Below are 22,487 nucleotides of genomic sequence, written 5' to 3' on the forward strand. Positions count from 1 at the left end.
TGGCGTACCTCGCACCATGTTAACTCTCTCCTAATAAACCACAGTTAAATTAAAACTTATGAACAGCCCTTTAATAAAAATTGTTGTAAAAAACTACCGATGCTTGGCAGATATATCAGTGCAAACTAATTCGCTCAATGTTTTGTTTGGACCGAATGGAGTTGGCAAATCAACATTTTTAGATACAATTTGGTTTTTACGAGATTGTGCAATTCGAGGGGTTGAGTTTGCTTCATCAGATCGAGATCATGGTATTGGCTTGCTTTGGGATGGGGCAGAGGAACAAGAAAATATTATTATTGAACTTGAAAGTAACTTAGCACGGTATCAGGTTTATTTTGGCTATTCTTCAGGACGAATTGAGCCATTTGTAGGTGAAAAATTAATTAGCAAAGAAACTGATTTATCAATGATAAATAGAACAATTGGGAGTAATAGAGTCTTATTTAGTTACGAAGAATCAAAAGAAACATTTAGTAGTCTTAAAGAACCGAATAAACTGGCTTTAACCAAATATGTAGAACTAGCTCAAAATAATTCCGTTGCTTCTGAAATTGATAATTTATTAAGACAAGTTCGTTCTTACAATTCTCGTTCTTACCCCCTTGATAAGTTAAAGAAGTTTGGTTCTGAAGTAGATTATAGCGATCGCTTACAAGATCGCGCTGAAAATTTGTGGTCAGTTTTGCGGAACTTACACGATCGCCATGTCATAGACGATCGTTATCAAACGATCCTCCAATTTATGAGAGAAGCCTTTCCAAACTTTGAAGAACTGTATTTTGAACAAACAGGACGTTTAAGTGTCTATGCTTATTTTCTAGATAAAAAAAGACGTAAACCAATTCAAGCCTCCGGCATATCCGATGGACATTTACAGCTATTAATTAACTTAACTGCTTTGTTTTCTGAAGGTAAAAATAGAACATTGATTTTAATGGATGAACCAGAAACATCCCTTCATCCTTGGGCATTAGCGATTTTTGGCAAAGCGGTTAAACTAGCAACAGAAGAATGGAATAAGCAGGTATTTATCGCAACTCATTCCCCTGTTTTATTAAGCCAATTTGAAGCCCAGGATATCTTAGCTGCCGAATTAGATGCTCAGGGAAAAACAGTTATTAAAAGAGTGAGCCAAATTGAAGAAGTTCAAGACTTACTCGAAAATTATGCAGTAGGTTCGCTTTATATGGCAGAAATGATTGCCCCTCAAAGTCAGCCTGCAATTAAAGAGGTGAAAGCGTGAGTGTTCCCTCTAGTTCACGTTCTCCCTGTTATTACTTTAAGTTTGGCTTACTGGTGACAGGACGAGGAGAAGAACAATATTTGCCTCAGTTATTTAGGTCATTGATGGAAACAGGTATTTGTTCTTTTGAAGTCATTGGTAAAGTAGAACAACTTAATCCTATCACATCTAAAATAAAGAAGTTAAAAATGGTGGGAAGTGGAAAGACAATTTTGAGTAAGGATGAAAAAAGAATTGGTATTCCAGCAAGAGAATATATCAAGTCAGATCCTTGTAAATATGTCATTTTGATTGATGATTTAGAAGCAGATCGCCAAGAGATTGCTAAAGAGGTATTTGATCGTTATCGAACAATCCTAGATACGATGCTACCGAAACAAAAAAATCAGACCTCTGTTCATTTTTTAGTAAATATGCTAGAGGCTTACTATTTTGCTAATGCTCAGTCTATCAATAAAGTTTTAGGCACATCCTTACGAGATTTTGCAGGAGATGTAGAAACAATTCGTCATCCTAAAGGAGAGTTGAAACAAATTTACTCTGGGTTTCAGGAAGTTAGAGATGGCGGAAAAATTTTACAAGAGCTTGATGTTACCCATATTTTAGCTAATCCTGAAACCTGTGCAGCTTTACGCACGCTTTTTGCTTGGTGCTTAAAAATTATTCAACAGTATCCCTATGCTGATGATTTAGATTTAAACTCTTTAGAAGAACTTTATCAGATCAAAACTGGCAAATTATATGAAGTTACTGCTTCTCAATTAGACCTTTTACTTAGTTGAAATCTCTCTGTATGGGCAGCAAGATTATCCGTGGCTACCACAGCAACAGCCCATAATTGAGGAAGCAGAGACTTTTGAGGACGAAGCGCAAAAGTATAATCATCTAAAAAAACTTGCAGATGACTAAGAGAAGCTTTTCCCAGATAAAGAGCAGGACGTTTTCTTATTTTCTCAATTAAAAGATAAAAATCCATAAGTTTAGCTAAAAATCAATTTCGGTAATTTGAAAACCTTTGCTTAACAAGCTAATCATTTATTAGACCGTAATCGACTTCGCTATTTTTGCAAGCAATCGTAAAGCTTCATTCACCGAAGCCGAATCTGGGAAGATTTCTGCAACATCTGGATCGAGGATGATTACATTACTCGATTGCGTATAAGCTTCGTAATATTTACCCCGAACACCACCTGAAAAATCGTATTCAGATCTCATTTCATCGTTACCAGTTTTTTCAGGTTCTTGACTCATAATTTTTCCTCTCCTGTTTAGTGGCTAAACGAGCGCTGATTAGGCGTACTTCGTCTTTTCGCTCAGTATGGGATACAACTAGAAGCCGTTGTAACTTGGAATATCCTATCGTTAGAAGCCGGAACTCACCAACTGAGTGATCGGGGTCAGCGATCGTTACAGCTAATGGATCTCCAAAGACTGTAACAGCTTCCTCAAAAGACACACCGTGCTTTTTAATGTTGCTATTTGCTTTACTTTGGTTCCACTGAAACTTCATAGAACTATTTTAGCTTTTAGCACCAAGATTTTCAGGGGAGAATCTGTATTAAACTCTAATTAGTTAGTGCGACTGAAAAGATTTGTTTATAGTTTTACGAAAATTTCTCGGTATAAATTATAAATATTTAGGAAATTGACAGCCCTAGTCTATTTGCTATTATCAGTTTGAACATCACAGAGCGCAGGATTTATGAGTGAGAAAGAGATTACTGTAGGTGAAAAAGTACGGGTGGTAACTCTACCTCCTTATCTGAAAACGGCGGAACCGATGCCAATGTTACGTCCTCCGGACATAATTAAAGTTGGTGAAGAAGGTGTGGTTCTCGATCGCCGTCCTGGGGGATACTGGGGAGTACGTTTTGCTAAGGGTGCTTTTTTGCTGGAAAATCAGTATATTGAACCTGTATAGCTCTAACTTTCAGCAGAAGCGCGTGAATAGCTGAGTAAATTACCATATTTGCGAAGTTTTTACAGTAGCAGTGAAGTTATGCAACGTCTCAAAAATCAAGTAGCTTTGGTTACAGGTGCAAGTTCGGGAATTGGTATTGCCGTAGCTAAGGCTTTGGCTGCTGAAGGGGCACAGGTTGTGGTAAACTATCGTAGCTCGAAGTCAGAAGCTTTGCAAGTTGTGGAAGAGATCGAGGCTGAGGGTGGAGTTGCGATCGCGCTTCAAGCTGATGTTAGTGATGAAAATGCTGTTCAGCAAATGTTTGCGGAAATGTTCGCGGCGTTTGGTACGATTGACATTTTGGTGAATAATGCAGGTATGCAAAAAGATGCTAATCTCGTCGATATGTCGTTGGCTGATTGGCAAAAAGTGATTAATGTTAATTTAGGCGGTACTTTTATTTGTGCTAGGGAAGCAGCGAAAGAATTTATTCGTCGCGGGGTGATTTCGGAACGTTCTTGTGCTGCTGGGAAAATTATTTTTATGAGTTCGGTACATGATATAATTCCTTGGGCTGGTCATAGTAATTATGCTGCTTCTAAAGGTGGAATGAAGCTTTTTATGCAGAGTATTGCTCAAGAACTTGCTCAGTATAAAATTCGCGTTAATAGTATCGCCCCAGGTGCAATTAAAACGCCAATTAATCGCGAAGCTTGGGAGACAGCCGAGGCAAGAGAAAAGTTGTTGAAATTGATTCCTTATGGGCGGATTGGTGTACCCGAAGATATTGGCAAAGCTGCGGTTTGGTTGGCTTCTGATGATAGCGATTATGTTCACGGTGAAACTTTATATATTGATGGGGGAATGACTCTTTATCCTGGTTTTGCTACTGGTGAAGGTTAGTTTTTTTAGAGGTTTATTTCGCTGATTTTTCGCTGGTAAATGCTTTGATTAAAAGAGTTTTTGAGAAGTAGAGATTTTGCCAGCCTAGTCTCGACAATCAATAAATGAAGCCCCGGTAATTGACAATCTGCATAAAGTTTATTCTTTTCCTGCATAATTTCCGGTTGGATATGGTAGTAATAACCGTCAGTTGAAATAGAGCTTAAGTTTACATTTCTTATTGGTAAGAATTGAGTAGAAATATTACTAGATTACAAATTTTTTCTTTACGAATTTTGATATTTGTTGCTGGAGAAATTAGTTAAGCTAGAAATATACATAAGAAAGGTTGAGGAATATTTATGAATGCTATTCCTAGTCAAGGATTAAATAAAGTTAACTGGCAAACTATAGTAATGTTTGCTTTAGGTTTCTGGCTCAGTGGTAGTTTGCTGTTAGACTTGGCAGTTGTACCAAGTTTATCGGCGGCTGGGATGATGAATCAAGCTGGGTTCGCGGCTGCGGGTTATACTATTTTTGGCATTTTCAATCATATCGAGCTATTGTGCGCGGCTTTGGTGATGACAGGAGCTTTGGTATTACACGGATCTCATAAATTGTCTTCTTACCGAGAAATTGTCTGTCTAGCTTTAGCTGGTGTTTTGTTAGCGATCGCTATTATCTATACTTACATTTTGACACCACAAATGAGTGGCTTGGCGCTGCAATTAAATCTTTTTGCTCCGTCTACCACGATGTCAGGATCGATGATTCCCCTACACGAAGCTTACTGGGGTTTAGAAGTTGTCAAGTTGATTGCAGGTGCAACGTTGCTCCGTTGGTGCTATCGCGATACTTGCGCGATCTAAAATTGCTTTAGAGATGTTGCACCCAACATCTCTAATCACAGCCTTCGGTTTCTTCTGCTTCCGAGTTAAAAAAGAGGATTCGCAGTGCGAGAAGTGCAAAACCGAGTGCAGCGATCGCTTTTACAATCCGAGTTGGTAAAAACTCGGCGGCTGTTTGTCCTAAAATAACTCCCAGGAAGCTAGTTAGCAATAAAGCTGTTACTGAGCCGAAAAATACAGCGCGAGGAGAAATTGAGTTACCAGAAAGCGCGATCGCTGCTAATTGGCTTTTGTCTCCTAATTCTGCTAAAAATACAGTTATAAATGCCAGTCCGAGTAATTGCCAGTCCATTATTTTTTCTCATTCTCAAATTAACTTAACCTTGGATTACATCCCACAACAACCAGGCTGAAACTGATAATAACAGCATTCCTACTACCTTGTCTTGAATTCCCGCAGGTAGTCTTTTTGCTAACCAACAGCCCAACATCACTCCTAATAAACTGGTAGCAATTAAAGCTGTAGCTGCACCTGCAAAGACAATCCAAGGTGAATGAGATTCCGCCGTCATCAAAAGCGTTGCTAGCTGGGTTTTATCTCCCATTTCGGCTAAAAAGATGGTAACAAATGTCGAACTAAATGCGCCCCAAAAGCCCATTTTTTTATTCTTGACAATTTTCTCTTTTTGTGCTATAGCTTCTAAAGTGCACGATTCGAGTTTTGCTGTCGGCAAATTTTCGGACTGGTTAGTTTGAGAAAGCTCTTTTTCAACTGGCTCTGTATAGGTCACGTTAATTATCAGGCTAAGTTTACTACAGCTACAAGGCTAAGGTGGGCTATTTGCCAAGGTTTTGACAAATATTAATTTATTTATTATTCCAGAAATTGTCGGCAAATTTCAACCTGGGAGATCCCGATTATAGCGAAACATTTCCGCAGAATTAAATCCCCACACTCCCGCTATTTGCTGCTGACAGCAGTCAATAGCAAAATCGTTAAACTCTTCTGGAGAGACTTGATACATCTGCTGAAATGTCTCTGGTTGAACCCGACAAAAGCGAGGACGTTCTTCGTAAATGCGACATTTGCGGGTATGATGGTCGAAATTCACGCACCAACCATCTTCTCCCACCATCGTTAAATATTGCTTTAGTTCCTCGGATGAGAGATAATCTTCTAAGTCTGGTCGCTCGCTGGGATCGAGATGACAGCAGGCTCCACAATTTTGCACGCAACGCCAAGTTGACATAGTTATTATTTGGCTGATTCCTCAAATAGGGTAGCAAAATTCTCGCGATCGCCCAGCTAACATAACAAAACTTTATGAATTTTTATGTAGTTTCTGAAAAAAATTTGCGATTTGCCAGGTAATATATTAAACGAGTTTGTGTTTTTGCCTTAAACATTGTTTCGGGTTGCCAAAATCGGGAGGAGATATGGATTTTATTACGAGTGCTTTAACAAGCGTTAACTGGGAAGTAATTTTTCAATTGCTGTTCGTTGCTTTAATTATGCTCTCAGGACCAGTAGTAATTTTTCTACTGGCTGCTCGCGGCGGCGATCTTTAAACCTTTTGCAGTTATCCTGGTTATGGTATGGACGCATTTCGGTGCGTCCATATTTTTAGTGAGTGGGGACTGGGGTTTTCAGTGAACAGTGAGCAGTTACCAGTTACCAGTGGGTAGTGGGTGGTTGGTAGTCGAGGTTGGAAGTGGGAGGGATTGGGGAAATTGTACTAATTGGGAGACAAACTGGTAATTGGTAAATGCGGCTACGTGCTAACTGGTAACTGTATCCAGGGCTGCGATCGCGGCTTGAATTAAGTTAGAGTAGATAGGTTTGCTAATGTCAACTTGGACAGCATCATCTCTGGTTTTTCCGCGCAAACCCACAGTTTCCCCTTGACGAATAGCGAGAACTTCACCACGAGAATTTCTAATTCTGAGTTCATTTTCGGGTTCGACAAGGTTACAAAGATAAGAATTTCCTTGATAATCGAATTTAGCTTTTTTACTAGGAAGAGTCGCGTTTGCAGGTAGTCGCACGCCTACTAATTGTAACTCGATATTCGTGTTGCCTTGAAAATGATTTTCTTGCAACTTGTAAGCGATATCGAGACGATTAGGTAAAGGAAAATAAGCCCCCCAACGCCACGCGATCGCGCTCATTTTTCTAGTACCATGAGGAGTATCTTGACCGAGTACCAGTTTGAGGTGATTTTTGCCAACAATACGCTGTTCCAAAACCCTGACATTTGGAGTCCAAAATATTGGAAAATTATTGGCAATTCCCCAAGGTTGTAAACTATCAATTTGTTGGTAGAAACTAGGAGTTAATTGACTAAAATTTGCCTCCCCATCAATTTCCACAAGCGGTTTGAGATGTTCTCGTTCTAAACATTGATAAGCAAACTCACTCAACCTTTGTTGAAAAGCAACTAAATTAGCCGCAGATAAACTGAAACCACCAGCCGCATGATGTCCGCCATATTTACCTAGTAAATCATCACAATATTCTAAACCCTGAAAAACATTAAATTCGCGAATACCTCTAGCCGAACCCCGAATGTGTGTTTTTTCCTCATCTTCATAAGTTCCGATAAACACAGGAACACCATAACGTTCCACCAAACGAGAAGCAACAATCCCAATAACTCCATGATGCCAATTTGGTTGGACAATAACTAAAACTCTCGCTTGAAGATAATCATAAAAATGAGTTTCAGTCGGCGCAGTAATTAGATCCGGAGCATTAGTTTTGCGATATAGTGCAGGCTGAGGAGATGCTTGTTGAAATTGCTCAATTGCTGAAATCGCCTCATGTTCAATTTGTTCGCAAAGTTGCTGACGCTGATGATTTAATTGTTCGCATTGCATCGCCCTTTCTAAAGCAATACCTTCATCAGTAGTCGTCAACAATTCGATCGCAATTTGAGGATCGCCAATTCTCCCCACAGCATTAATTCTCGGTCCCAGTTTGAAACCAATATCATCGGGTTTTAAAGCTTTTTGTGACTCACTAACACCTGCAACCTGAATCAAAGCTTGAATTCCCCGGATTTCCGACTTTGGTAAGATCCGCAAACCACGCTTCAACCAACGACGATTAACCCCCACCAACGGCGCAAGATCGGCAATAGTTCCTAAAGTAAATAACTCCAGCAATTGATTCGTCAAACCCTTAAGTAAACCTAGACTTTGGGCAGTAGTTACCGCCAAAATATAAGCAACCCCAACTCCAGCCAAACTGCGATAAGGCGAATTAGGACGAATTAACTTCGGATTGAGAATCGCATCGGCGGGTGGTAACTTTTCGGGAATATCATGATGATCGGTAATAATTACCGTCAACCCCAACTCGATCGCCCGCGCGATCGCCTCATAAGCAGAAATGCCATTATCAACCGTTAAAATTAAGCCAACCCCAGACTCCGCAAATTCTTCAACAATACGCTGATTAATCCCATAGCCATCCTTCATCCGACTAGGAATCGCATAATCCACATCTATCCCCAAATGAGCAAAAGCACGTAACAATAAAGCCGTGCTAGTCATCCCATCAGCGTCATAGTCACCACAAATCGCCACTTTTTCCCCAAAAGATCGCGCTTCTGTGAGCAACTCGACACTTTTCGCCAAATCGGGGAAATCATCCAGTGGTGAGGGTAACTGCTCCACTTCCGGGTCAAGATAAGTATAAGCTTCTTGGGGAGTATCAATACCGCGATTGACAATTACTCGAGCAATTAAAGGATCGAGTCCAGTAGTTTGAATGAATAAATCAACTTTTTCCTTTGCTGTTGGTGCTATTTGCCACCGTTGAGCAGGCAATCGATCGATCATTGTTTACTTTCCGTTGTTCATCGTTCATTGTCTCTCCTTCGTTGCAAACTGACAAGTACAGAGATTACACGGTGTATCTCTAAAGAGAGCGTGGTTAAAATCAAAAGAAACCACAGCAAGATTGTTATTCAGTGTTGCGATAGTCTATGTCACTCGAAAACCTCGGATTTTACTCACCCACCTTAGAAGAGATTTGCGATCGCTCTCCACTTCAAGTAACTCCCGATACTCCCCTCGAAGAAGTTCTCGATCGAATGTACCAGACTATCGGCACTCAGTGTTTAGTTGCAGATGGTAAGGCTGAAAGTAAAGTACTTTCTAGCAGCTATGCTTTAGTAATCGAAGCTAACAAAATTGTGGGGATTTTTACCGAACGAGATTTAGTAAATATTGCCGCAAGCGAAAAAAAACTTGCTCAGTTAACTGTTTCTGAGGTAATGACGAAGCATTTGTTTACCTTAAACAAAAGTGAATATCGAGACGTTTTCGGGGTTTTAGCAATCTTACGACAGCATCGCATTCGTCACCTGCCAGCGATCGACGAACAGGGAAATATCTTTGGAGTCATTACTCAAGATCGACTGCGCGAGTGTATGCAACCCCTGAGTTTGCTGAAGTTGCGAACTGTCGCTGAGGTGATGCACGCTCAGGTAATTTGCGCACCAGCAACAACTTCGGTGTTAGATTTAGCTCGGTTAATGGCAATGCACCAGGTTAGTTGTGTTGTAATTGTTGAAAATGGAGAGACTTTACAGACAAACTCTCCACAAAACTCACCAGTTACCAATTCCCAGTCCCTAATTCCCAGTCCCCAGTCACCAGTCACCAATTCCCAATCTCTCAAACCGATTGGGATGATTACTGAGCGAGATATTGTCCAATTTAAAATCTTAGGTTTAGATTTAGCACGTTTACCAGCGTCAGTGGTTATGAGTGCGCCACTATTTTGTCTGAATCCCACTGATAGTTTAGCGATCGCTCATCAAAAAATGCAGCGTCGGCGCATCCGGCGTTTAGTCGTAACTGGTTCTGGGGGAGAGTTACAAGGAATAGTTACCCAAAGCAGTTTATTGCGTCCTCTCGATCCAGTTAATTTGTATGATGTGGTCGAAGTTTTGCAGCAAAAAGTTTGTCGTCTGGAAACCGAGAATTGGCAACTCCTACAGCAAAAGAATACTGATTTAGAGCAACAAGTGCAAGAACGGGCGGCAGCGCTACAACAACAAGCTCGACGCGATCGCCTCTTGGCAGATATTTCTTTACACATCCGCCAATCGATCGATATTAATGACATTCTCAACATTACCGTAACCGAGATTAGAGAGTTTTTTGCTGCCGATCGGGTAATTATTTATCGTTTTTCTGAAGATTGGAGTGGAATTGTCGTCTCCGAGTCAGTTGCAGAAGGTGCTGAGTCGTTGATGGGACGAGTTATTTACGATCCTTGCTTTGCTCCCAACTGGGTTGAACCTTATAAAAAAGGTCGCATTCATCCTGTCAGCGACATATATACCGCAGGAATGGCTCGGTGTCACCTCGAACTTTTAGAGCAATTACAAATACGCGCCAAATTGTTAGTTCCCGTACTGACTGGCGAAGAATTGTGGGGTTTAATGAGTGTAAATCAGTGTTGGGAATCCCGACAGTGGCAACCAGAAGAAATCGAATTACTAGAAAAAGTAGCTACTCAAGTAGCGATCGCCATTCAACAAGCGACTTTGTTCGATCGCGTCCAAGCCGAACTTGAAGAACGTTCTTTAGCCGAAACCAAACTCCGCCTTCGCGCTCAACAACAAGAAGCGATCGCCCAACTCGGTCAAATTGCTTTAGCGCAAACAGACCTCGATGCACTCATGGACGAAACGGCTAAAATCATTGCTAAAACTCTGCAAGTCTCACACTGTCAGGTTTTGGAACTACTTCCCAATCGAGCTGCACTGTCTCTCAAAGCTGGTATCGGCTGGCAGCAAAATTGGCTTGGACAAGCGATCGTTAGTGTCAACCAACGCACGCAAGCAGGTTATACTTTACTGCAATCTCAACCGATAGTAGTTGAAGATTTGCGCGTCGAAAATCGCTTCGGCGGTTCCCCTTTTTTACACAACCACGGCATCATTTCCGGCATAACCGTAGTTATTCCCGGCAAAAATAACGAAGCCTATGGTGTTTTGGGAGTGCATACCACCACAGCCAGAAATTTTACTACCGACGACGTTAACTTTTTACAAACAGCAGCAAATATTTTAGCGATCGCCATCGAACGCCGACAAGCAGAAGAAGAGTTAAATCGCTTTTTCAATATTTCTTTAGATATGTTCTGTATTGCTGGTATCGATGGCTATTTTAAGCGCCTTAATCCTTGTTTTGAATCCACTCTTGGCTACACTGAAACCGAACTACTCACCAAACCATTTATTGACTTTGTTCATCCTGATGACGTAAATTCTACTTTCACTGAATTAGAAAAGTTATCCGCAGGTATCCCCAGCACTTATTTTGAAAATCGCTATCGCACTAAAGAAGGTAATTATCGTTGGTTTGCTTGGACATCTCATCCGGCTGTTGATGGCAAACTTTATTCTGTCGCTCATGATATTACCCAACGCAAAGAAGCCGAAGCCGAACTAAAAAAATTAAATGAAGAACTAGAAACCAGAGTCGAACAACGCACCCGAGAATTAGTTAAAACCGTCGCCGAACTCATGCAAGAAATTAGCGAACATCGGCGCACCGAAGAAAAACTACGCGAAAGTGAAGAACGTTTCCGTAACTTAGTAGAAACTAGTAGCGATTATATCTGGGAAATTGACTGCAACGGAAACTTTACTTATCTTAGCCCCAGAGTTTATGATATTTTAGGTTATCACCCCCAAAAATTACTTGGCAAAAACTTTTTTGATTTAATGCTACCCCAGGAAGCAGAGCGAGTCGAAGAAATTTTTAATCTCCAAGTACGAGCAAGACAAAGTATTCACAACTTAGAACATACCCTTATTCATCGCCAAGGTTATCTCATTTTTGTCGAAACTAGCGGTACACCAATTTTTAACGCTCAAGGTCAATATAAAGGTTATCGCGGTGTTGAAAGAGATATTACCGAACGCAAACAAGGAGAAGCCGAACGACAAAAATTAGCTGCTTTAGTCGAAAATAGTAGCGAATTTATTGTCATGACTAGCGTATCTGGACAGCTTACTTATCTCAACCGAGGTGGTAGGGAATTAGTAGGTTTAAATGAAGATATAGCTTTAGACACCAAACCTATTACTGATTTTTATTCACCAGCAGATTTATCTCAAATAGTAACGAAAATTTTGCCCAAATTACGCCAAGGTGAAGCTGATACTGGCGAAATTGGTTTGCGTCACTTTCAAACTGGAGAAATTATCCCCAGTCTCTATAATGTTTTTCCAATTAAAGAACGAAATACTAAGCAAATTTTAGCTTTTGCTGGCATTTTTCATAATCTCAGCGAACGGAAGAAATTTGAATTAGCTTTACAAGAATCCAAGCAACAAATTTCCGATATTTTAGAAAGTATCACCGAAGGTTATTTTGCTTTAGATAAACAATGGCGATTTATTGCTGTTAATTCTTACTTGGAACCAATTTTACAGCGTCCGGCAACAGAATTAATTGGCAAAAATATTTGGTCAGTATTTCCAGAAGCTATCGGAACTAAGTTTGAAGCTGCTTATCTTCAAGCAACTGAAGAACAAAAAACAGTCGCTTTTGAAGAATATTATCCACCCTTAAAAATTTGGTTTGAAGTGAGAGTATATCCCTACAAAGATGGCATCTCAGTTTACTTCCGAGATATTAGCGATCGCAAAAAAGCTGAAGAAAAAATTAAAGCTTCTTTACGGGAAAAAGAATTGTTACTAAAAGAGATTCACCATCGCGTTAAAAATAATTTGCTCGTAGTTTCTAGCTTGCTTGAATGGCAAGCTGATTATTTCAAAAATCCGAAAATTATTAAAATGTTTGAAAATAGTCAGCATCGCATTCAAACAATGGCTTTAATTCATGAAAAATTATACCGCTCTGACGACTTAGCGCAAATTAATTTTGGTGACTATTTAGAAACATTAGTTAATCATATTTTTATGTCTTGTAATCCTGAATCTCAATCAGTTAAAATCGCTCTAGATTTACAACCAATTAATTTAAATATTGAAACAGCTAATCCCTGTGGCTTGATAGTTAATGAATTAGTTGCTAATATATTTAAACACGCATTTCCTGGTGACAGAAAAGGCAAAATTTGGCTAAAATTAGAGAAAAATAAAGCTCGAGAAATAACTCTAATAGTCAAAGATAATGGTGTCGGCTTCCCCGAAACAATCGATTGGCAAAATACAGAATCATTAGGTTTGCAACTAGTTTGTACTTTAACCGAACAAATAGAGGGTAAACTAGAATTAGAGCGAAGTCACGGCACAACATTTAAATTAACATTTTCCGAATTGCACTACGAAAGGAGATTATAAAATTGTGAATGAAGTTAAGATTTTAATTGTTGAAGATGAGCTATTAATAGCCAAAAGTTTGTCACGAAAATTACAAGCTTTGGGATATACAGTAGTAAGTGTTGTTTCTTCGGGATTAGCAGCTCTACAAAAAACCATTGAACTTAACCCTGACTTGATTTTAATGGATATTGCAATCAAAGGAAACTACGATGGTATCGAAACAGCAAATATGATTCGTGAAAGTCATAATATTCCGATTGTTTATTTAACAGCTTATGCCGATGACGACACTTTAGCAAGAGCTGAAAAATCTGGTTCTTATGGTTATATTCTTAAACCTTTTAAAGAAAGAGAGTTACACGCAACAATTAAAATTGCCTTAAAAAAACACGAGGAACAACTAAAAATTGCCGAAATTCTCGCAGCATCTCAAGCTAGCAATGAAGAAAAAAAGCGTTATATTTCAATTGTATCTCACGACCTAAGTAATCCCCTAACTGCAATCCAAATCTCTACAGAAATCTTGCAAAATTACGATCGGCAATTAGACGAAGAAAAAAAGAAAAAGCAGATCGAAAGAATTCAAGTAGCAGTTAGCAACATGAGCGAGTTATTGGGCGATATTTTAACCTTGAGTCGTGCTGAATCAGGTAAACTAATGTTAAATCCTATACCGCTAAATATTGCTCTGTACTGCCAAAACTTATTAGCAGAATTTAGCATAATTGCTACAGAAAAGCATAGTTTAAAATTTAGCGATCGCGGAGAATGCCGCCTAGTTTATTTAGATGAAAAACTCCTGCGTCACATTCTCAACAACTTACTTTCCAATGCGATTAAATATTCTCCCCAAGGCGGTAAAATTAGCCTCAATCTAGTTTGCAAAACAGAACAAGTTATCTTGCAAGTAACCGATGAAGGAATTGGTATTCCCTCAGATTATCAAAACAAAATTTTCCAACAATTTGAACGAGCAAAGAACGTAGGCAAAATTAAAGGAACTGGCTTAGGTTTATCAATTGTCAAGCAAGCAGTCGAACTCCATCAAGGTACAATTTTTGTAGAAAGCAAAGAAGGAGTAGGTACTAGATTCACCGTCACTCTACCTACACATTCTCCTCGTCAATAACTAATCTTAAAAACCGATACGAGAGGAAAATTCAGGTACACCTTGAATACCTAAATTGAGGTGAAAAATAGCACCAGCACCCGCACCTTCTTCAGCGCGATTATCGCCACCAGCCGTAGTAATAAACATATCTGTATAATCTTCACCACCAAAAGTAAGGCTAGTAACTTTTTTCGCCGGAAAAGGAACGCGCAAAACTTCTTCACCAAGAGTATTATAACGGAAAAGATGTCCTCCATTCCAACGAGCCGACCAAAGAAAACCTTCTGCATCGACAGTTAAACCATCAGGTAAGCCTTCCTTTTTAGGAATGGTAAGATGAACTCGTTGATTACTGAGATTCCCACTAGCAGCATCGTAGTCAAACAGATAAATTTGTCCTACGGTAGAATCGGTATAATACATTTGCTGGCGGTTAGGAGTAAAACCCATCCCATTCGAGCAACCAATCCCATCAAGAACACTTGTCAGAGTAGCATCAGTATTAAGGCGATAAAGTCTACCCAGACGTTCGGGTGTAGGCATTGTACCGCAAAAAACTCGTCCTTGAGGATCGGCGATCGCGTCATTGAAGCGAGATTCACTTTCGTCGGGAATTTCTGCAATTAAAGTCATTTTCCCATCATCCCAGCGCAGAATCTTACCACCAGCTTTTAACAATAGCAAAGCTCCGTCATCTTGAATAGTATAACCCCCAACTGGACTACCTTCATAAATTTGTTCGCTTTTCTTTGTCCCCGGATGATAGCGATACATTCGTCCCCTAGGAATATCCGTCCAGTATAAGCATTTTTCCCTCTTGTGCCAAAGAGGAACTTCTGCATTATGACATTGATAATCGGCAATAATTTCCGGTTTCATAATCTTGCTAATTTCTTCCTCCAGCTTCAGATACTCTTTCTTGTTAAATACCTTTTTTCTCCTTAGTAAAATATCCACTAATAGTTATAATTTCCTCCATCACCCAGTAATTTTTCTTCTAGTTAAGACTACAGATAGAAGCTAAAATAAGACTAATTCTGGCACAATAAATGTAATCTTTGCTTTTCACGGAAATGAATCAGCTCATCTCCCGAACAGCAATTTGTCATAATTAAACTAATAAATTCCATGTCCACAGCTTTAGTTACAGGTGCTTCTTCTGGTATTGGCGAAGCTTTTGCCATTGAACTTGCCAAGCGCAAAAACGATTTAGTTTTACTTGCTCGTTCCGAACATAGACTATACCAAATTGCCCAAGAATTGCAAAATAAATATCAAATTCGTGCCGAAGTAATTGTCCAAGATCTTACTGAAACCGATGCTGGCACTAAAGTATTTAAAGCTGTCCAGGACAAAAAATTGCAAATAGATTTATTAATTAATAACGCTGGTTTTGGCGACTACGGTCGTTTTAGCGAAACTGACCACGAAAAACAACTAGACATAGTTAAATTGAATGTCTTAGCCTTGGTAGACTTAACTCATCAATTTCTCCCTTTAATGCAGCAGCGAGGCAAAGGAAGCATCATCAATGTTTCTTCCTTTGCAGCATTTCAACCTATACCTTATCTCTCGGTTTACGGAGCAACAAAAGTGTTTATTTTGCATTTCAGCGAAGCACTTTGGGCAGAAAATTTAGATACAGGAGTAAAAATTCTCGCTTTTTGTCCCGGACCTACAGAAACTAATTTTTTCAGTCGTGCAGGCTTCGGAAAATTTGCTTCCGGAGGTGAAAAAGAAGGTGCTGCGGCTTCTCCAGAATCAGTAGTTAAAGAAGCACTTCAAGCTTTAGAAAATAATAATTCTTATGTCGTCGCAGGTGGAATTCAAAATAAAATTATCAGCCGACTTTCGGGAATTTTACCTCGACCTTTATTAGTAAGATTAGTTGCCAGACAATTTCGTCCCCAATAAATTTTAAGGCTTTTTTCCTCCCCTAAGCAATAGTTAGCTAGAGGAGGTTATTTCCCACAGTGGACTTTTGTTACACTCACGAGTAAAAATGAGGGTGTTATCAAGAATTTCGCTAAATAAAAGCCAAGGCGTATCCGAGTAAGATTCGATCTTAAATTGTGTTATTCTGATACCCATTTACAAATCAGCTTGCCGTCAATTTTATACCATTTAGCGATAAGTTTCGGTTTCCTAGGACGCGAAATTGATTCTTTAGCAGGGTAAACTTCAGGAAGCGATAAACTTAGTTGAGCAACTTGCATAGTTTTCATCTCCCAACTCTTTTATTCTTAGTCTGGAAGATATTGCTAGCAATCACTCTGATTTTCGTCGCGCTAAGAAGTGATTTAGATCGGTGACTATTTTGCAGTTATCGGTTATTATTGTTAGAAACTCGCCAATGGTTAAACTAATTTGTCCTGGTATCCATTCTCCTCAGTTAACCGACTCGTTTGTACAACAATTGTGTCAAAACAGTGAAGAAAATTTAAAAAACTTCATCATTTTTCCAGCCCAAGAGCGACAAGCATATTCAGCTATTGATATTTTCAACTTTCTGGAGAGCAATGTTACCCTAAATAGTAACTCATCAGTGCTGTTTATTGCTTTTAGTGCTGGCGTTGTTGGTGCTATGGGTGCAGCTTTAGGTTGGCAGATGCAAAAGCGGAAAGTAAAGGCTTTAATTGCTTTTGATGGTTGGGGAATGCCTCTAGCTGGTAATTTTCCCATTCATCGGGTTAGCCACGATTATTTTACTCACTGGAGTTCGGCTTTACTAGGTGCAGGTGAAGATAGTTTCTATGCTGAACCAAGTGTAAAGCATTTAGCATTGTGGGCAAATCCTCAAGCTACACTAGGATGGTGGGTAAAAAGTTCTGGGTGTCGGGTACGTTGCTCGACTAGGGAATTTTTAACTGTACTTCTGAAACGTTACGAAGAAGAACTTTAGCAGCTAGCATTTATCAGTTAACAGTTATTAGTTATCAGTTATCAGTAATCAACTGTCAATAAAGATGAGGGAGTCGGACATGATGGAGGGAGACAAAGAGAAATTAGGGGATAAACTGATAAATACAGGTACTTGCTAACTGTTCACTTTTGACTGATAACTGAACCCAGTCCCTAATTCCCAATCACCAATTCCTAATCCCCAATCTCCGGCAAATTCTAAAACTTGTATAAAGTACGAATAAAGAGAGATGAATTATGAAGTATTAAGGAGTTAAAAGGAAATAGTAAAGTCTCAGCTTAATTTTTTAGTATTATCACACTTATGATAATTTGTCAAGGAAACAGATCGAGAAATTTTGATAAGAGGGAAAGCGCGTACCGCAAGATTGGTGTAGCCATCCCGAGCCAGGGAAAAGTTACAACCTCCAGTTTTTCCGCAAAAAAACTAAATCACCTCTAGACAGTAAGAAAATATTAAATTAAAGTAAAAACTTATACCAATATCAAGTTTTGCTCTAAATTGTTGCATCATTAGCAACAAAACCTAAATATTAAAGTTCGCTTAGTTTGGGAAAGTTATATCGTGGTTACTACAAAGATTTCTAATTCAAGATCGTTAACTATGAAGCCATCGCGCCAAACGGGTGCATACGCCTTAATTGACAGTATCGTTCGCCACGGGGTAAAGCATATTTTCGGCTATCCCGGTGGTGCAATTCTACCAATCTATGACGAGTTATATCGTGCCGAAGCCAGAGGCGACATCGAACATATTTTGGTGAGACACGAACAAGGTGCGTCTCACGCTGCTGATGGTTATGCGAGGGCGACGGGAAAAGTCGGAGTTTGTTTTGCTACTTCCGGTCCTGGGGCAACAAATTTAGTTACGGGAATTGCTACCGCACACATGGACTCAATTCCAATGGTAGTAGTAACAGGTCAGGTTGCACGAGCGGCGATCGGTACTGATGCTTTTCAAGAAACTGATATTTTTGGAATTACGTTACCAATTGTTAAAAATTCTTATGTAGTGCGGGAAGCGACTGATATGGCGAGAATTGTCGCTGAAGCTTTTCACATTGCGAGTACGGGTCGTCCGGGACCTGTTTTAATTGATGTACCCAAGGATGTCGGTTTAGAAGAATTTGATTACATTCCCGTCGAACCTGGTGATGTTAAGTTACCTGGTTATCGTCCTACAGTTAAAGGTAATCCTCGGCAAATTAATGCGGCTTTGCAATTAATTGAAGAGTCAAAGCAACCTTTGCTTTATGTAGGTGGTGGGGCAATTTCAGCGAACGCCCATCCAGAACTTAAGGAACTCGCAGAACGTTTTCAAATTCCGATTACGACAACTTTGATGGGGATAGGAGCATTCGACGAACATAATCCCCTTTCGGTAGGAATGTTGGGAATGCACGGGACGGCTTATGCTAATTTTGCTGTTTCGGAGTGCGATTTGTTGATCGCTGTGGGAGCGAGATTTGACGATCGCGTTACGGGTAAGTTAGACGAATTTGCTTGTCGGGCGAATGTTATTCATATTGATATCGATCCCGCCGAAGTTGGCAAAAACCGCGCTCCAGATGTACCAATTGTTGGCGATGTACGTCAAGTTTTGCAACAAATCTTACAACGCGCCGACCAATTAAATTTACCGGAATCGCGCGATCGCACTGCTGAATGGTTAACGCGCATCGATCGCTGGCGCAATGATTATCCTTTGGTCGCTCCTCAATACCCAGATAGCCTCTCTCCCCAAGAAGTTATCGTCGAGTTGGAACGACAAGCGCCTCACGCATATTACACCACTGATGTCGGTCAACACCAGATGTGGGCGGCACAATTCTTGAAAAACGGTCCCCGTCGTTGGATTTCTAGCGCAGGTTTGGGAACAATGGGTTATGGCTTACCCGCCGCAATGGGCGTAAAAGTGGCAGTTCCTGACGAAGAAGTTATCTGTATCAGTGGCGATGCTTCGTTCCAAATGAATTTGCAAGAGTTGGGTTGTTTAGCACAATATGGTATAAATGTCAAGACCATAATTATTAATAACGGTTGGCAAGGAATGGTACGCCAATGGCAACAAACCTTCTTCGGCGAGCGTTATTCCTCATCAAATATGCAATTAGGAATGCCTGACTTTGAAATCTTAGCCAAAGCTTACAGGATCAAAGGAATGGTAATTTCGTCTCGCGCAGAATTGCCAGACGCGATCGCCGAAATGTTAGCCCACGACGGTCCAGTCTTAATCGATGCACGGGTGAAGAGAGACGAAAACTGCTATCCAATGGTCGCTCCCGGCAAGAGCAACGCGCAAATGATTGGTTTACCCGAACAAAATCGACTTGACAAAGCCGCCGAATTGATATATTGCAGCAATTGCGGCGCCAAAAATATCGCCCTCAACAAATTCTGTCCTGAGTGCGGTACAAAACTGTAGGGGCAAACCCCCCGTGGTTGCCCCTATTTCTCGTGGGGGCAAACCCCCCGTGGTTGCCCTTAACTCAGCTAGTTTAGTACGCTCCTCGCTCTGAAGAAAGCTTGCAGTGGTTTAGTCATACTGCCGTTAGAGCCAATCTAACCGTTGTTTCTTACTTACCGGGATTTCGACCTACTAGAGCGAAGAATCACGTAGATTTTCGTTTTACTCGCTATCAACTATTGTACTAACTTTCTAGTTTCTTTTCAATCAAAGTCGCCGTAGAACAGCGAGGCTTTAAACCCATTTTTTTTGGTAAGAAGCAATTTCTCTTGCAGCTTGAGATTTATCTAATCCTCCTAAGTGATATCCGGCTTTTTGAAGGATTGTTTCCAAAGCTTCCCAAGTTCCTCCCTTAATGGCATCAGGATCTCGATATTTAGATTTATTAGCAAGATTTTTATTGATTCTCGGATAAGCTTTAATTATTGCTTCAATATCTCCAAAAAACCAAGCTTCAAGTTCCTCAATAATAATTCGATTCAAAACTTGAAATTTTTGTTTATTTGTCGCTGAAGACTTAGTTAGTAAGTCAACATCACTTGCTATTTTTTCTAACTTATGTTTAAGTTTTTGACAATCTTCTCGATCTCGATCTAATAAAATAACTATTTTCCAATCATCAGTTATCCAAGCTTTATATCCTTTTAGCCTTGCGGGTAATTTCTTAAGTAAATCAGGTTTTCCTTGAAAGGGGTGAATATTAAAAGTTATATCTCGATCGAGAATTTTGGGTAAGATTAATTCTAAAAATACTTGACTTGAATATTCCTCTACTAAAAACTCTAGATGCAAAGTAAATCGCTCCCTTACATTTTTGTGTTAATTTTTTTCCTAGGCGCACCATGATTTTTAAGAGGATTACCAAATTCAAAAAAGTCTTCCATCCACAAAGAACCTAATAATGCACCATTTTCTATAAATTCTTTAATACCTTGCATATCAGCAGTACGTTTAGCTTGAGTATAACCCTTTTCATCTCGATACAATACCCAGATTTGCTCCGGTTTGAGTCTATTAACAAAAAACGGTGAATGTGTTGTTACCATCAATTGTGTATTTGCAGAAGCATGACGGCACTCTTCAGCAAGTTCCGGTAATAAACGAGGATCGAGATGATTCTCTGGTTCTTCGATACCAATAAGCTGAGGCGGATCTGGGTCGTACAAAACTGTTAAGTATGCTAACATTTTTAAAGTACCATCAGAAGCAAATTTAGCTAAGATTGGAGTAGCGAAAGGAGCATCTTTAATCTGTAGTAATAGCCTGCCATCTTGCATAATTGATGGTTGAACTTTTTCTAAGCGAGGTACGCGAGAAGAAAGTTTCTCCAGAATTTCATTTAACTGTTGCGGATGTTGTTCTTTTAGGTACTGAATCACATTTGGTAAATTATCTCCTGTAGGAGAGAGTCTTTCTTGTGCGCCTGCTTCGGGAATACTACGAGTATTGTCTGCTGTTATATACGAAAGATGCCAATCTGTAACGAAGCGACGTAAGGCACTAACGCGAGGGTGTTTGGCAAACTGTCCAAGGGTGCTTACGGCTAGATATTCAGCAGACTCTAGCTGCTCATATATTCGCTCATCTTGTTCATCAGGCATTTCTCCAGTAATTACTTTTCCTTCTCCTTCTTTAAAGTCAAGAAACTTAAAAGGTTTACCCCTTTGTCCTCTTCGCCATTGCAACCACTCTTCAGCTACGAATGGTCCTTTTACTCTTTCTGCGATCGCTAAGTGATAAGTAATTAAAGGAGATTTTTGGGTTTCTCTATATTTGAGTTCAAAAACTATATTTCCTTCTGTATCTCTCGTCCGTAGTTCTCTAAATCTTCCTCGTCTATCCCAAGCTTTTCTTAATCCATCGGTAAAACTTTCTGCTAAAAAAGCAAAAACATCAAAAATTGTAGATTTGCCGCTACCATTGGGACCCAGAAAAACCGTGAGAGGAGTTAAATTTTTTAATTCTAAGTTATGCAAAGCCAGGTAATTTTGAACTCGGAGGTATTCAATTCTAGGAATAGATTGTTTAGGCATTGTGTATCTTGTTTTTTTGTTCAGATATTGTTATAGCTATTTTAAGCTAATATCTTACTAAATTTAAGTTAGAAGCACTGAGCCTAAGAAAGAAAATTAAGCAAATTATGCTATTATCGAGCCGGAGTCTTAAGCAGTACGTTCCCTAGCAGAGCTAGGGAACCAGGGAAAAAAGGTGAATTTGTTTAAGCTAGCAATCTAGTAACAGGAAGACTAACATCAGGAAACGCCAGAAGCGAGACAGAACCAGAAGTTAGCCGTTGTTCGGAGGTATAATCACCATTATTGGGGTGACGATAGATAATCAGTTGACGCGAGATCAAATCCACAACCCAATAATCGTTAATTTCGGCGATCGCATAAACAAGGCGTTTCTCTTCCGTATCCTTAGCCAAACTCGAATTAGCAAACTCAATAATCAAGTAAACATCAGCAGGAGAGGGATGCGATCGCAAATAAGACTGAGGCTTCACCAAAGCTAGATGCGGTTCCGGTTCGCTGTTACTCTCTTCAATTGTAATCGGTTTCGCCGCACGAACTCGATAGCGACCTTGAGCAGCACCGATCGATAATTCCATCGTATCGGTACTTTTCTCAGCATGAGCGGGTCCTTCCGGCGACATTTCAACAATTAACCCCTTAAGTAATTCCACACGACGAGAGACAAGCAAACCAGTTTCAATCATCCGGTGGTACTCAGCAAGTGTCCAATGGGCGATCGCGGTAGTCATGAATTTCCCAACCTCGTAAAAAAGCCTAGCCT

At 39.9% G+C, this 22,487-nt stretch carries 23 protein-coding genes; 11 read left to right on the forward strand and 12 right to left on the reverse strand.

Features of this window, described 5'->3' with window-relative positions; all coding sequences use genetic code 11:
* Window positions 1–58 precede the first annotated feature (58 nt).
* Window positions 59–1,246: an AAA family ATPase gene (locus G3T18_RS01150; RefSeq protein WP_224408680.1), complete on the forward strand. Its 1,188-nt coding sequence runs from the start codon at window positions 59–61 to the stop codon at window positions 1,244–1,246.
* Window positions 1,243–2,028, forward strand: a complete 786-nt coding sequence (locus tag G3T18_RS01155) for a DUF4276 family protein (protein WP_224408681.1) — start codon at window positions 1,243–1,245, stop codon at window positions 2,026–2,028. The genes G3T18_RS01150 and G3T18_RS01155 overlap by 4 nt, the downstream gene beginning before the upstream one ends.
* On the opposite strand, the gene G3T18_RS01160 is transcribed toward G3T18_RS01155, so the two are convergent.
* The 3 genes from G3T18_RS01160 to G3T18_RS01170 form a co-directional block, all read right to left on the reverse strand.
* Window positions 2,004–2,222: a hypothetical protein gene (locus G3T18_RS01160; RefSeq protein WP_224408682.1), complete on the reverse strand. Its 219-nt coding sequence runs from the start codon at window positions 2,220–2,222 to the stop codon at window positions 2,004–2,006. The two genes, G3T18_RS01155 and G3T18_RS01160, sit on opposite strands and share 25 nt — an antisense overlap.
* 62 nt (window positions 2,223–2,284) lie before the next feature.
* A complete protein-coding gene (locus G3T18_RS01165) occupies window positions 2,285–2,497 on the reverse strand; it encodes a hypothetical protein (RefSeq protein WP_224408683.1) in 213 nt (70 codons plus the stop codon).
* Entirely contained in the window at window positions 2,481–2,756 is a 276-nt protein-coding gene (locus G3T18_RS01170; RefSeq protein WP_224408684.1) for a BrnT family toxin, read from the reverse strand. The genes G3T18_RS01165 and G3T18_RS01170 overlap by 17 nt, the downstream gene beginning before the upstream one ends.
* Before the next feature lie 192 nt (window positions 2,757–2,948).
* On the opposite strand from G3T18_RS01170, the gene sipA reads away from it, so the two are divergent.
* The 3 genes from sipA to G3T18_RS01185 all read left to right on the forward strand — a co-directional run bounded on the left by sipA (window position 2,949) and on the right by G3T18_RS01185 (window position 4,897).
* A complete protein-coding gene (sipA, locus tag G3T18_RS01175) occupies window positions 2,949–3,167 on the forward strand; it encodes a regulatory protein SipA (protein WP_224408685.1) in 219 nt (72 codons plus the stop codon).
* A 78-nt stretch (window positions 3,168–3,245) separates the two neighbouring features.
* A complete protein-coding gene (locus G3T18_RS01180) occupies window positions 3,246–4,049 on the forward strand; it encodes an SDR family oxidoreductase (protein ID WP_224408686.1) in 804 nt (267 codons plus the stop codon).
* A 341-nt stretch (window positions 4,050–4,390) separates the two neighbouring features.
* The gene (locus G3T18_RS01185) at window positions 4,391–4,897 is read left to right on the forward strand and encodes a hypothetical protein (RefSeq protein WP_224408687.1); all 507 of its coding nucleotides are present in this window, start codon (window positions 4,391–4,393) and stop codon (window positions 4,895–4,897) included.
* Between the two features lie 31 nt (window positions 4,898–4,928).
* On the opposite strand, the gene G3T18_RS01190 is transcribed toward G3T18_RS01185, so the two are convergent.
* The 3 genes from G3T18_RS01190 to G3T18_RS01200 form a co-directional block, all read right to left on the reverse strand.
* Window positions 4,929–5,228 (reverse strand): TMEM165/GDT1 family protein, encoded by a 300-nt coding sequence (locus G3T18_RS01190; RefSeq protein WP_224408688.1) that lies wholly within the window; start codon window positions 5,226–5,228, stop codon window positions 4,929–4,931.
* Window positions 5,229–5,253: 25 nt separating this feature from the next.
* Window positions 5,254–5,667: a TMEM165/GDT1 family protein gene (locus G3T18_RS01195; protein ID WP_397333897.1), complete on the reverse strand. Its 414-nt coding sequence runs from the start codon at window positions 5,665–5,667 to the stop codon at window positions 5,254–5,256.
* A gap of 108 nt (window positions 5,668–5,775) precedes the next feature.
* On the reverse strand, window positions 5,776–6,126 hold the full coding sequence (locus tag G3T18_RS01200) for a YkgJ family cysteine cluster protein (protein ID WP_224408689.1): 351 nt from the start codon (window positions 6,124–6,126) through the stop codon (window positions 5,776–5,778).
* A gap of 187 nt (window positions 6,127–6,313) precedes the next feature.
* Between G3T18_RS01200 and psb30 the strand changes: the two genes are divergently transcribed.
* The gene (gene psb30 / locus G3T18_RS01205; protein WP_224408690.1) at window positions 6,314–6,445 is read left to right on the forward strand and encodes a photosystem II reaction center protein Ycf12/Psb30; all 132 of its coding nucleotides are present in this window, start codon (window positions 6,314–6,316) and stop codon (window positions 6,443–6,445) included.
* A gap of 210 nt (window positions 6,446–6,655) precedes the next feature.
* On the opposite strand, the gene recJ is transcribed toward psb30, so the two are convergent.
* Window positions 6,656–8,719 carry a single-stranded-DNA-specific exonuclease RecJ gene (gene recJ / locus G3T18_RS01210; protein WP_224408691.1) on the reverse strand — a complete coding sequence of 688 codons (2,064 nt, stop codon included), beginning with the start codon at window positions 8,717–8,719 and terminating at the stop codon, window positions 6,656–6,658.
* 146 nt (window positions 8,720–8,865) lie between these two features.
* On the opposite strand from recJ, the gene G3T18_RS01215 reads away from it, so the two are divergent.
* Together G3T18_RS01215 and G3T18_RS01220 are read left to right on the forward strand one after the other, a co-directional pair.
* Entirely contained in the window at window positions 8,866–13,209 is a 4,344-nt protein-coding gene (locus G3T18_RS01215) for a PAS domain S-box protein (protein WP_224408692.1), read from the forward strand.
* 4 nt (window positions 13,210–13,213) lie between these two features.
* Entirely contained in the window at window positions 13,214–14,320 is a 1,107-nt protein-coding gene (locus G3T18_RS01220) for a hybrid sensor histidine kinase/response regulator (RefSeq protein WP_224408693.1), read from the forward strand.
* A gap of 6 nt (window positions 14,321–14,326) precedes the next feature.
* Here the strand turns inward: G3T18_RS01220 and G3T18_RS01225 are convergent, their stop codons facing one another.
* On the reverse strand, window positions 14,327–15,181 hold the full coding sequence (locus G3T18_RS01225) for an SMP-30/gluconolactonase/LRE family protein (RefSeq protein ID WP_224408694.1): 855 nt from the start codon (window positions 15,179–15,181) through the stop codon (window positions 14,327–14,329).
* A gap of 249 nt (window positions 15,182–15,430) precedes the next feature.
* On the opposite strand from G3T18_RS01225, the gene G3T18_RS01230 reads away from it, so the two are divergent.
* Window positions 15,431–16,216 (forward strand): SDR family NAD(P)-dependent oxidoreductase, encoded by a 786-nt coding sequence (locus G3T18_RS01230; RefSeq protein ID WP_224408695.1) that lies wholly within the window; start codon window positions 15,431–15,433, stop codon window positions 16,214–16,216.
* Between the two features lie 161 nt (window positions 16,217–16,377).
* On the opposite strand, the gene G3T18_RS01235 is transcribed toward G3T18_RS01230, so the two are convergent.
* The gene (locus G3T18_RS01235; RefSeq protein ID WP_224408696.1) at window positions 16,378–16,527 is read right to left on the reverse strand and encodes a hypothetical protein; all 150 of its coding nucleotides are present in this window, start codon (window positions 16,525–16,527) and stop codon (window positions 16,378–16,380) included.
* A gap of 128 nt (window positions 16,528–16,655) precedes the next feature.
* Between G3T18_RS01235 and G3T18_RS01240 the strand changes: the two genes are divergently transcribed.
* On the forward strand, window positions 16,656–17,204 hold the full coding sequence (locus tag G3T18_RS01240) for a hypothetical protein (RefSeq protein ID WP_224408697.1): 549 nt from the start codon (window positions 16,656–16,658) through the stop codon (window positions 17,202–17,204).
* A gap of 600 nt (window positions 17,205–17,804) precedes the next feature.
* Window positions 17,805–19,649 carry a biosynthetic-type acetolactate synthase large subunit gene (ilvB, locus tag G3T18_RS01245; protein WP_224408742.1) on the forward strand — a complete coding sequence of 615 codons (1,845 nt, stop codon included), beginning with the start codon at window positions 17,805–17,807 and terminating at the stop codon, window positions 19,647–19,649.
* 276 nt (window positions 19,650–19,925) lie between these two features.
* Here ilvB and G3T18_RS01250 read toward each other — a convergent pair whose 3' ends face one another.
* The 3 genes from G3T18_RS01250 to G3T18_RS01260 form a co-directional block, all read right to left on the reverse strand.
* Window positions 19,926–20,483, reverse strand: coding sequence for a DUF4276 family protein (locus G3T18_RS01250; protein ID WP_224408698.1), 558 nt, complete (start codon window positions 20,481–20,483; stop codon window positions 19,926–19,928).
* A gap of 14 nt (window positions 20,484–20,497) precedes the next feature.
* On the reverse strand, window positions 20,498–21,724 hold the full coding sequence (locus tag G3T18_RS01255) for an AAA family ATPase (protein ID WP_224408699.1): 1,227 nt from the start codon (window positions 21,722–21,724) through the stop codon (window positions 20,498–20,500).
* A gap of 185 nt (window positions 21,725–21,909) precedes the next feature.
* The gene (locus G3T18_RS01260) at window positions 21,910–22,455 is read right to left on the reverse strand and encodes a Uma2 family endonuclease (RefSeq protein WP_224408700.1); all 546 of its coding nucleotides are present in this window, start codon (window positions 22,453–22,455) and stop codon (window positions 21,910–21,912) included.
* Between the last annotated feature and the right edge of the window lie 32 nt (window positions 22,456–22,487).

It is taken from the genome of Oscillatoria salina IIICB1 (assembly GCF_020144665.1).
GTDB lineage: Bacteria > Cyanobacteriota > Cyanobacteriia > Cyanobacteriales > SIO1D9 > IIICB1.

Excerpts from the sequence above, each read along its gene's own strand:
- G3T18_RS01150 (WP_224408680.1), top strand. The coding sequence starts at position 59 with ATGAACAGCCCTTTAATAAAAATTGTTGTAAAAAACTACCGATGCTTG.
- G3T18_RS01160 (WP_224408682.1), bottom strand. The coding sequence starts at position 2,222 with ATGGATTTTTATCTTTTAATTGAGAAAATAAGAAAACGTCCTGCTCTT.
- G3T18_RS01165 (WP_224408683.1), bottom strand. The coding sequence starts at position 2,497 with ATGAGTCAAGAACCTGAAAAAACTGGTAACGATGAAATGAGATCTGAA.
- G3T18_RS01170 (WP_224408684.1), bottom strand. The coding sequence starts at position 2,756 with ATGAAGTTTCAGTGGAACCAAAGTAAAGCAAATAGCAACATTAAAAAG.
- sipA (WP_224408685.1), top strand. The coding sequence starts at position 2,949 with ATGAGTGAGAAAGAGATTACTGTAGGTGAAAAAGTACGGGTGGTAACT.
- G3T18_RS01180 (WP_224408686.1), top strand. The coding sequence starts at position 3,246 with ATGCAACGTCTCAAAAATCAAGTAGCTTTGGTTACAGGTGCAAGTTCG.
- G3T18_RS01185 (WP_224408687.1), top strand. The coding sequence starts at position 4,391 with ATGAATGCTATTCCTAGTCAAGGATTAAATAAAGTTAACTGGCAAACT.
- G3T18_RS01190 (WP_224408688.1), bottom strand. The coding sequence starts at position 5,228 with ATGGACTGGCAATTACTCGGACTGGCATTTATAACTGTATTTTTAGCA.
- G3T18_RS01200 (WP_224408689.1), bottom strand. The coding sequence starts at position 6,126 with ATGTCAACTTGGCGTTGCGTGCAAAATTGTGGAGCCTGCTGTCATCTC.
- psb30 (WP_224408690.1), top strand. The coding sequence starts at position 6,314 with ATGGATTTTATTACGAGTGCTTTAACAAGCGTTAACTGGGAAGTAATT.
- recJ (WP_224408691.1), bottom strand. The coding sequence starts at position 8,719 with ATGATCGATCGATTGCCTGCTCAACGGTGGCAAATAGCACCAACAGCA.
- G3T18_RS01215 (WP_224408692.1), top strand. The coding sequence starts at position 8,866 with ATGTCACTCGAAAACCTCGGATTTTACTCACCCACCTTAGAAGAGATT.
- G3T18_RS01225 (WP_224408694.1), bottom strand. The coding sequence starts at position 15,181 with ATGAAACCGGAAATTATTGCCGATTATCAATGTCATAATGCAGAAGTT.
- G3T18_RS01230 (WP_224408695.1), top strand. The coding sequence starts at position 15,431 with ATGTCCACAGCTTTAGTTACAGGTGCTTCTTCTGGTATTGGCGAAGCT.
- G3T18_RS01235 (WP_224408696.1), bottom strand. The coding sequence starts at position 16,527 with ATGAAAACTATGCAAGTTGCTCAACTAAGTTTATCGCTTCCTGAAGTT.
- G3T18_RS01240 (WP_224408697.1), top strand. The coding sequence starts at position 16,656 with ATGGTTAAACTAATTTGTCCTGGTATCCATTCTCCTCAGTTAACCGAC.
- G3T18_RS01255 (WP_224408699.1), bottom strand. The coding sequence starts at position 21,724 with ATGCCTAAACAATCTATTCCTAGAATTGAATACCTCCGAGTTCAAAAT.
- G3T18_RS01260 (WP_224408700.1), bottom strand. The coding sequence starts at position 22,455 with ATGACTACCGCGATCGCCCATTGGACACTTGCTGAGTACCACCGGATG.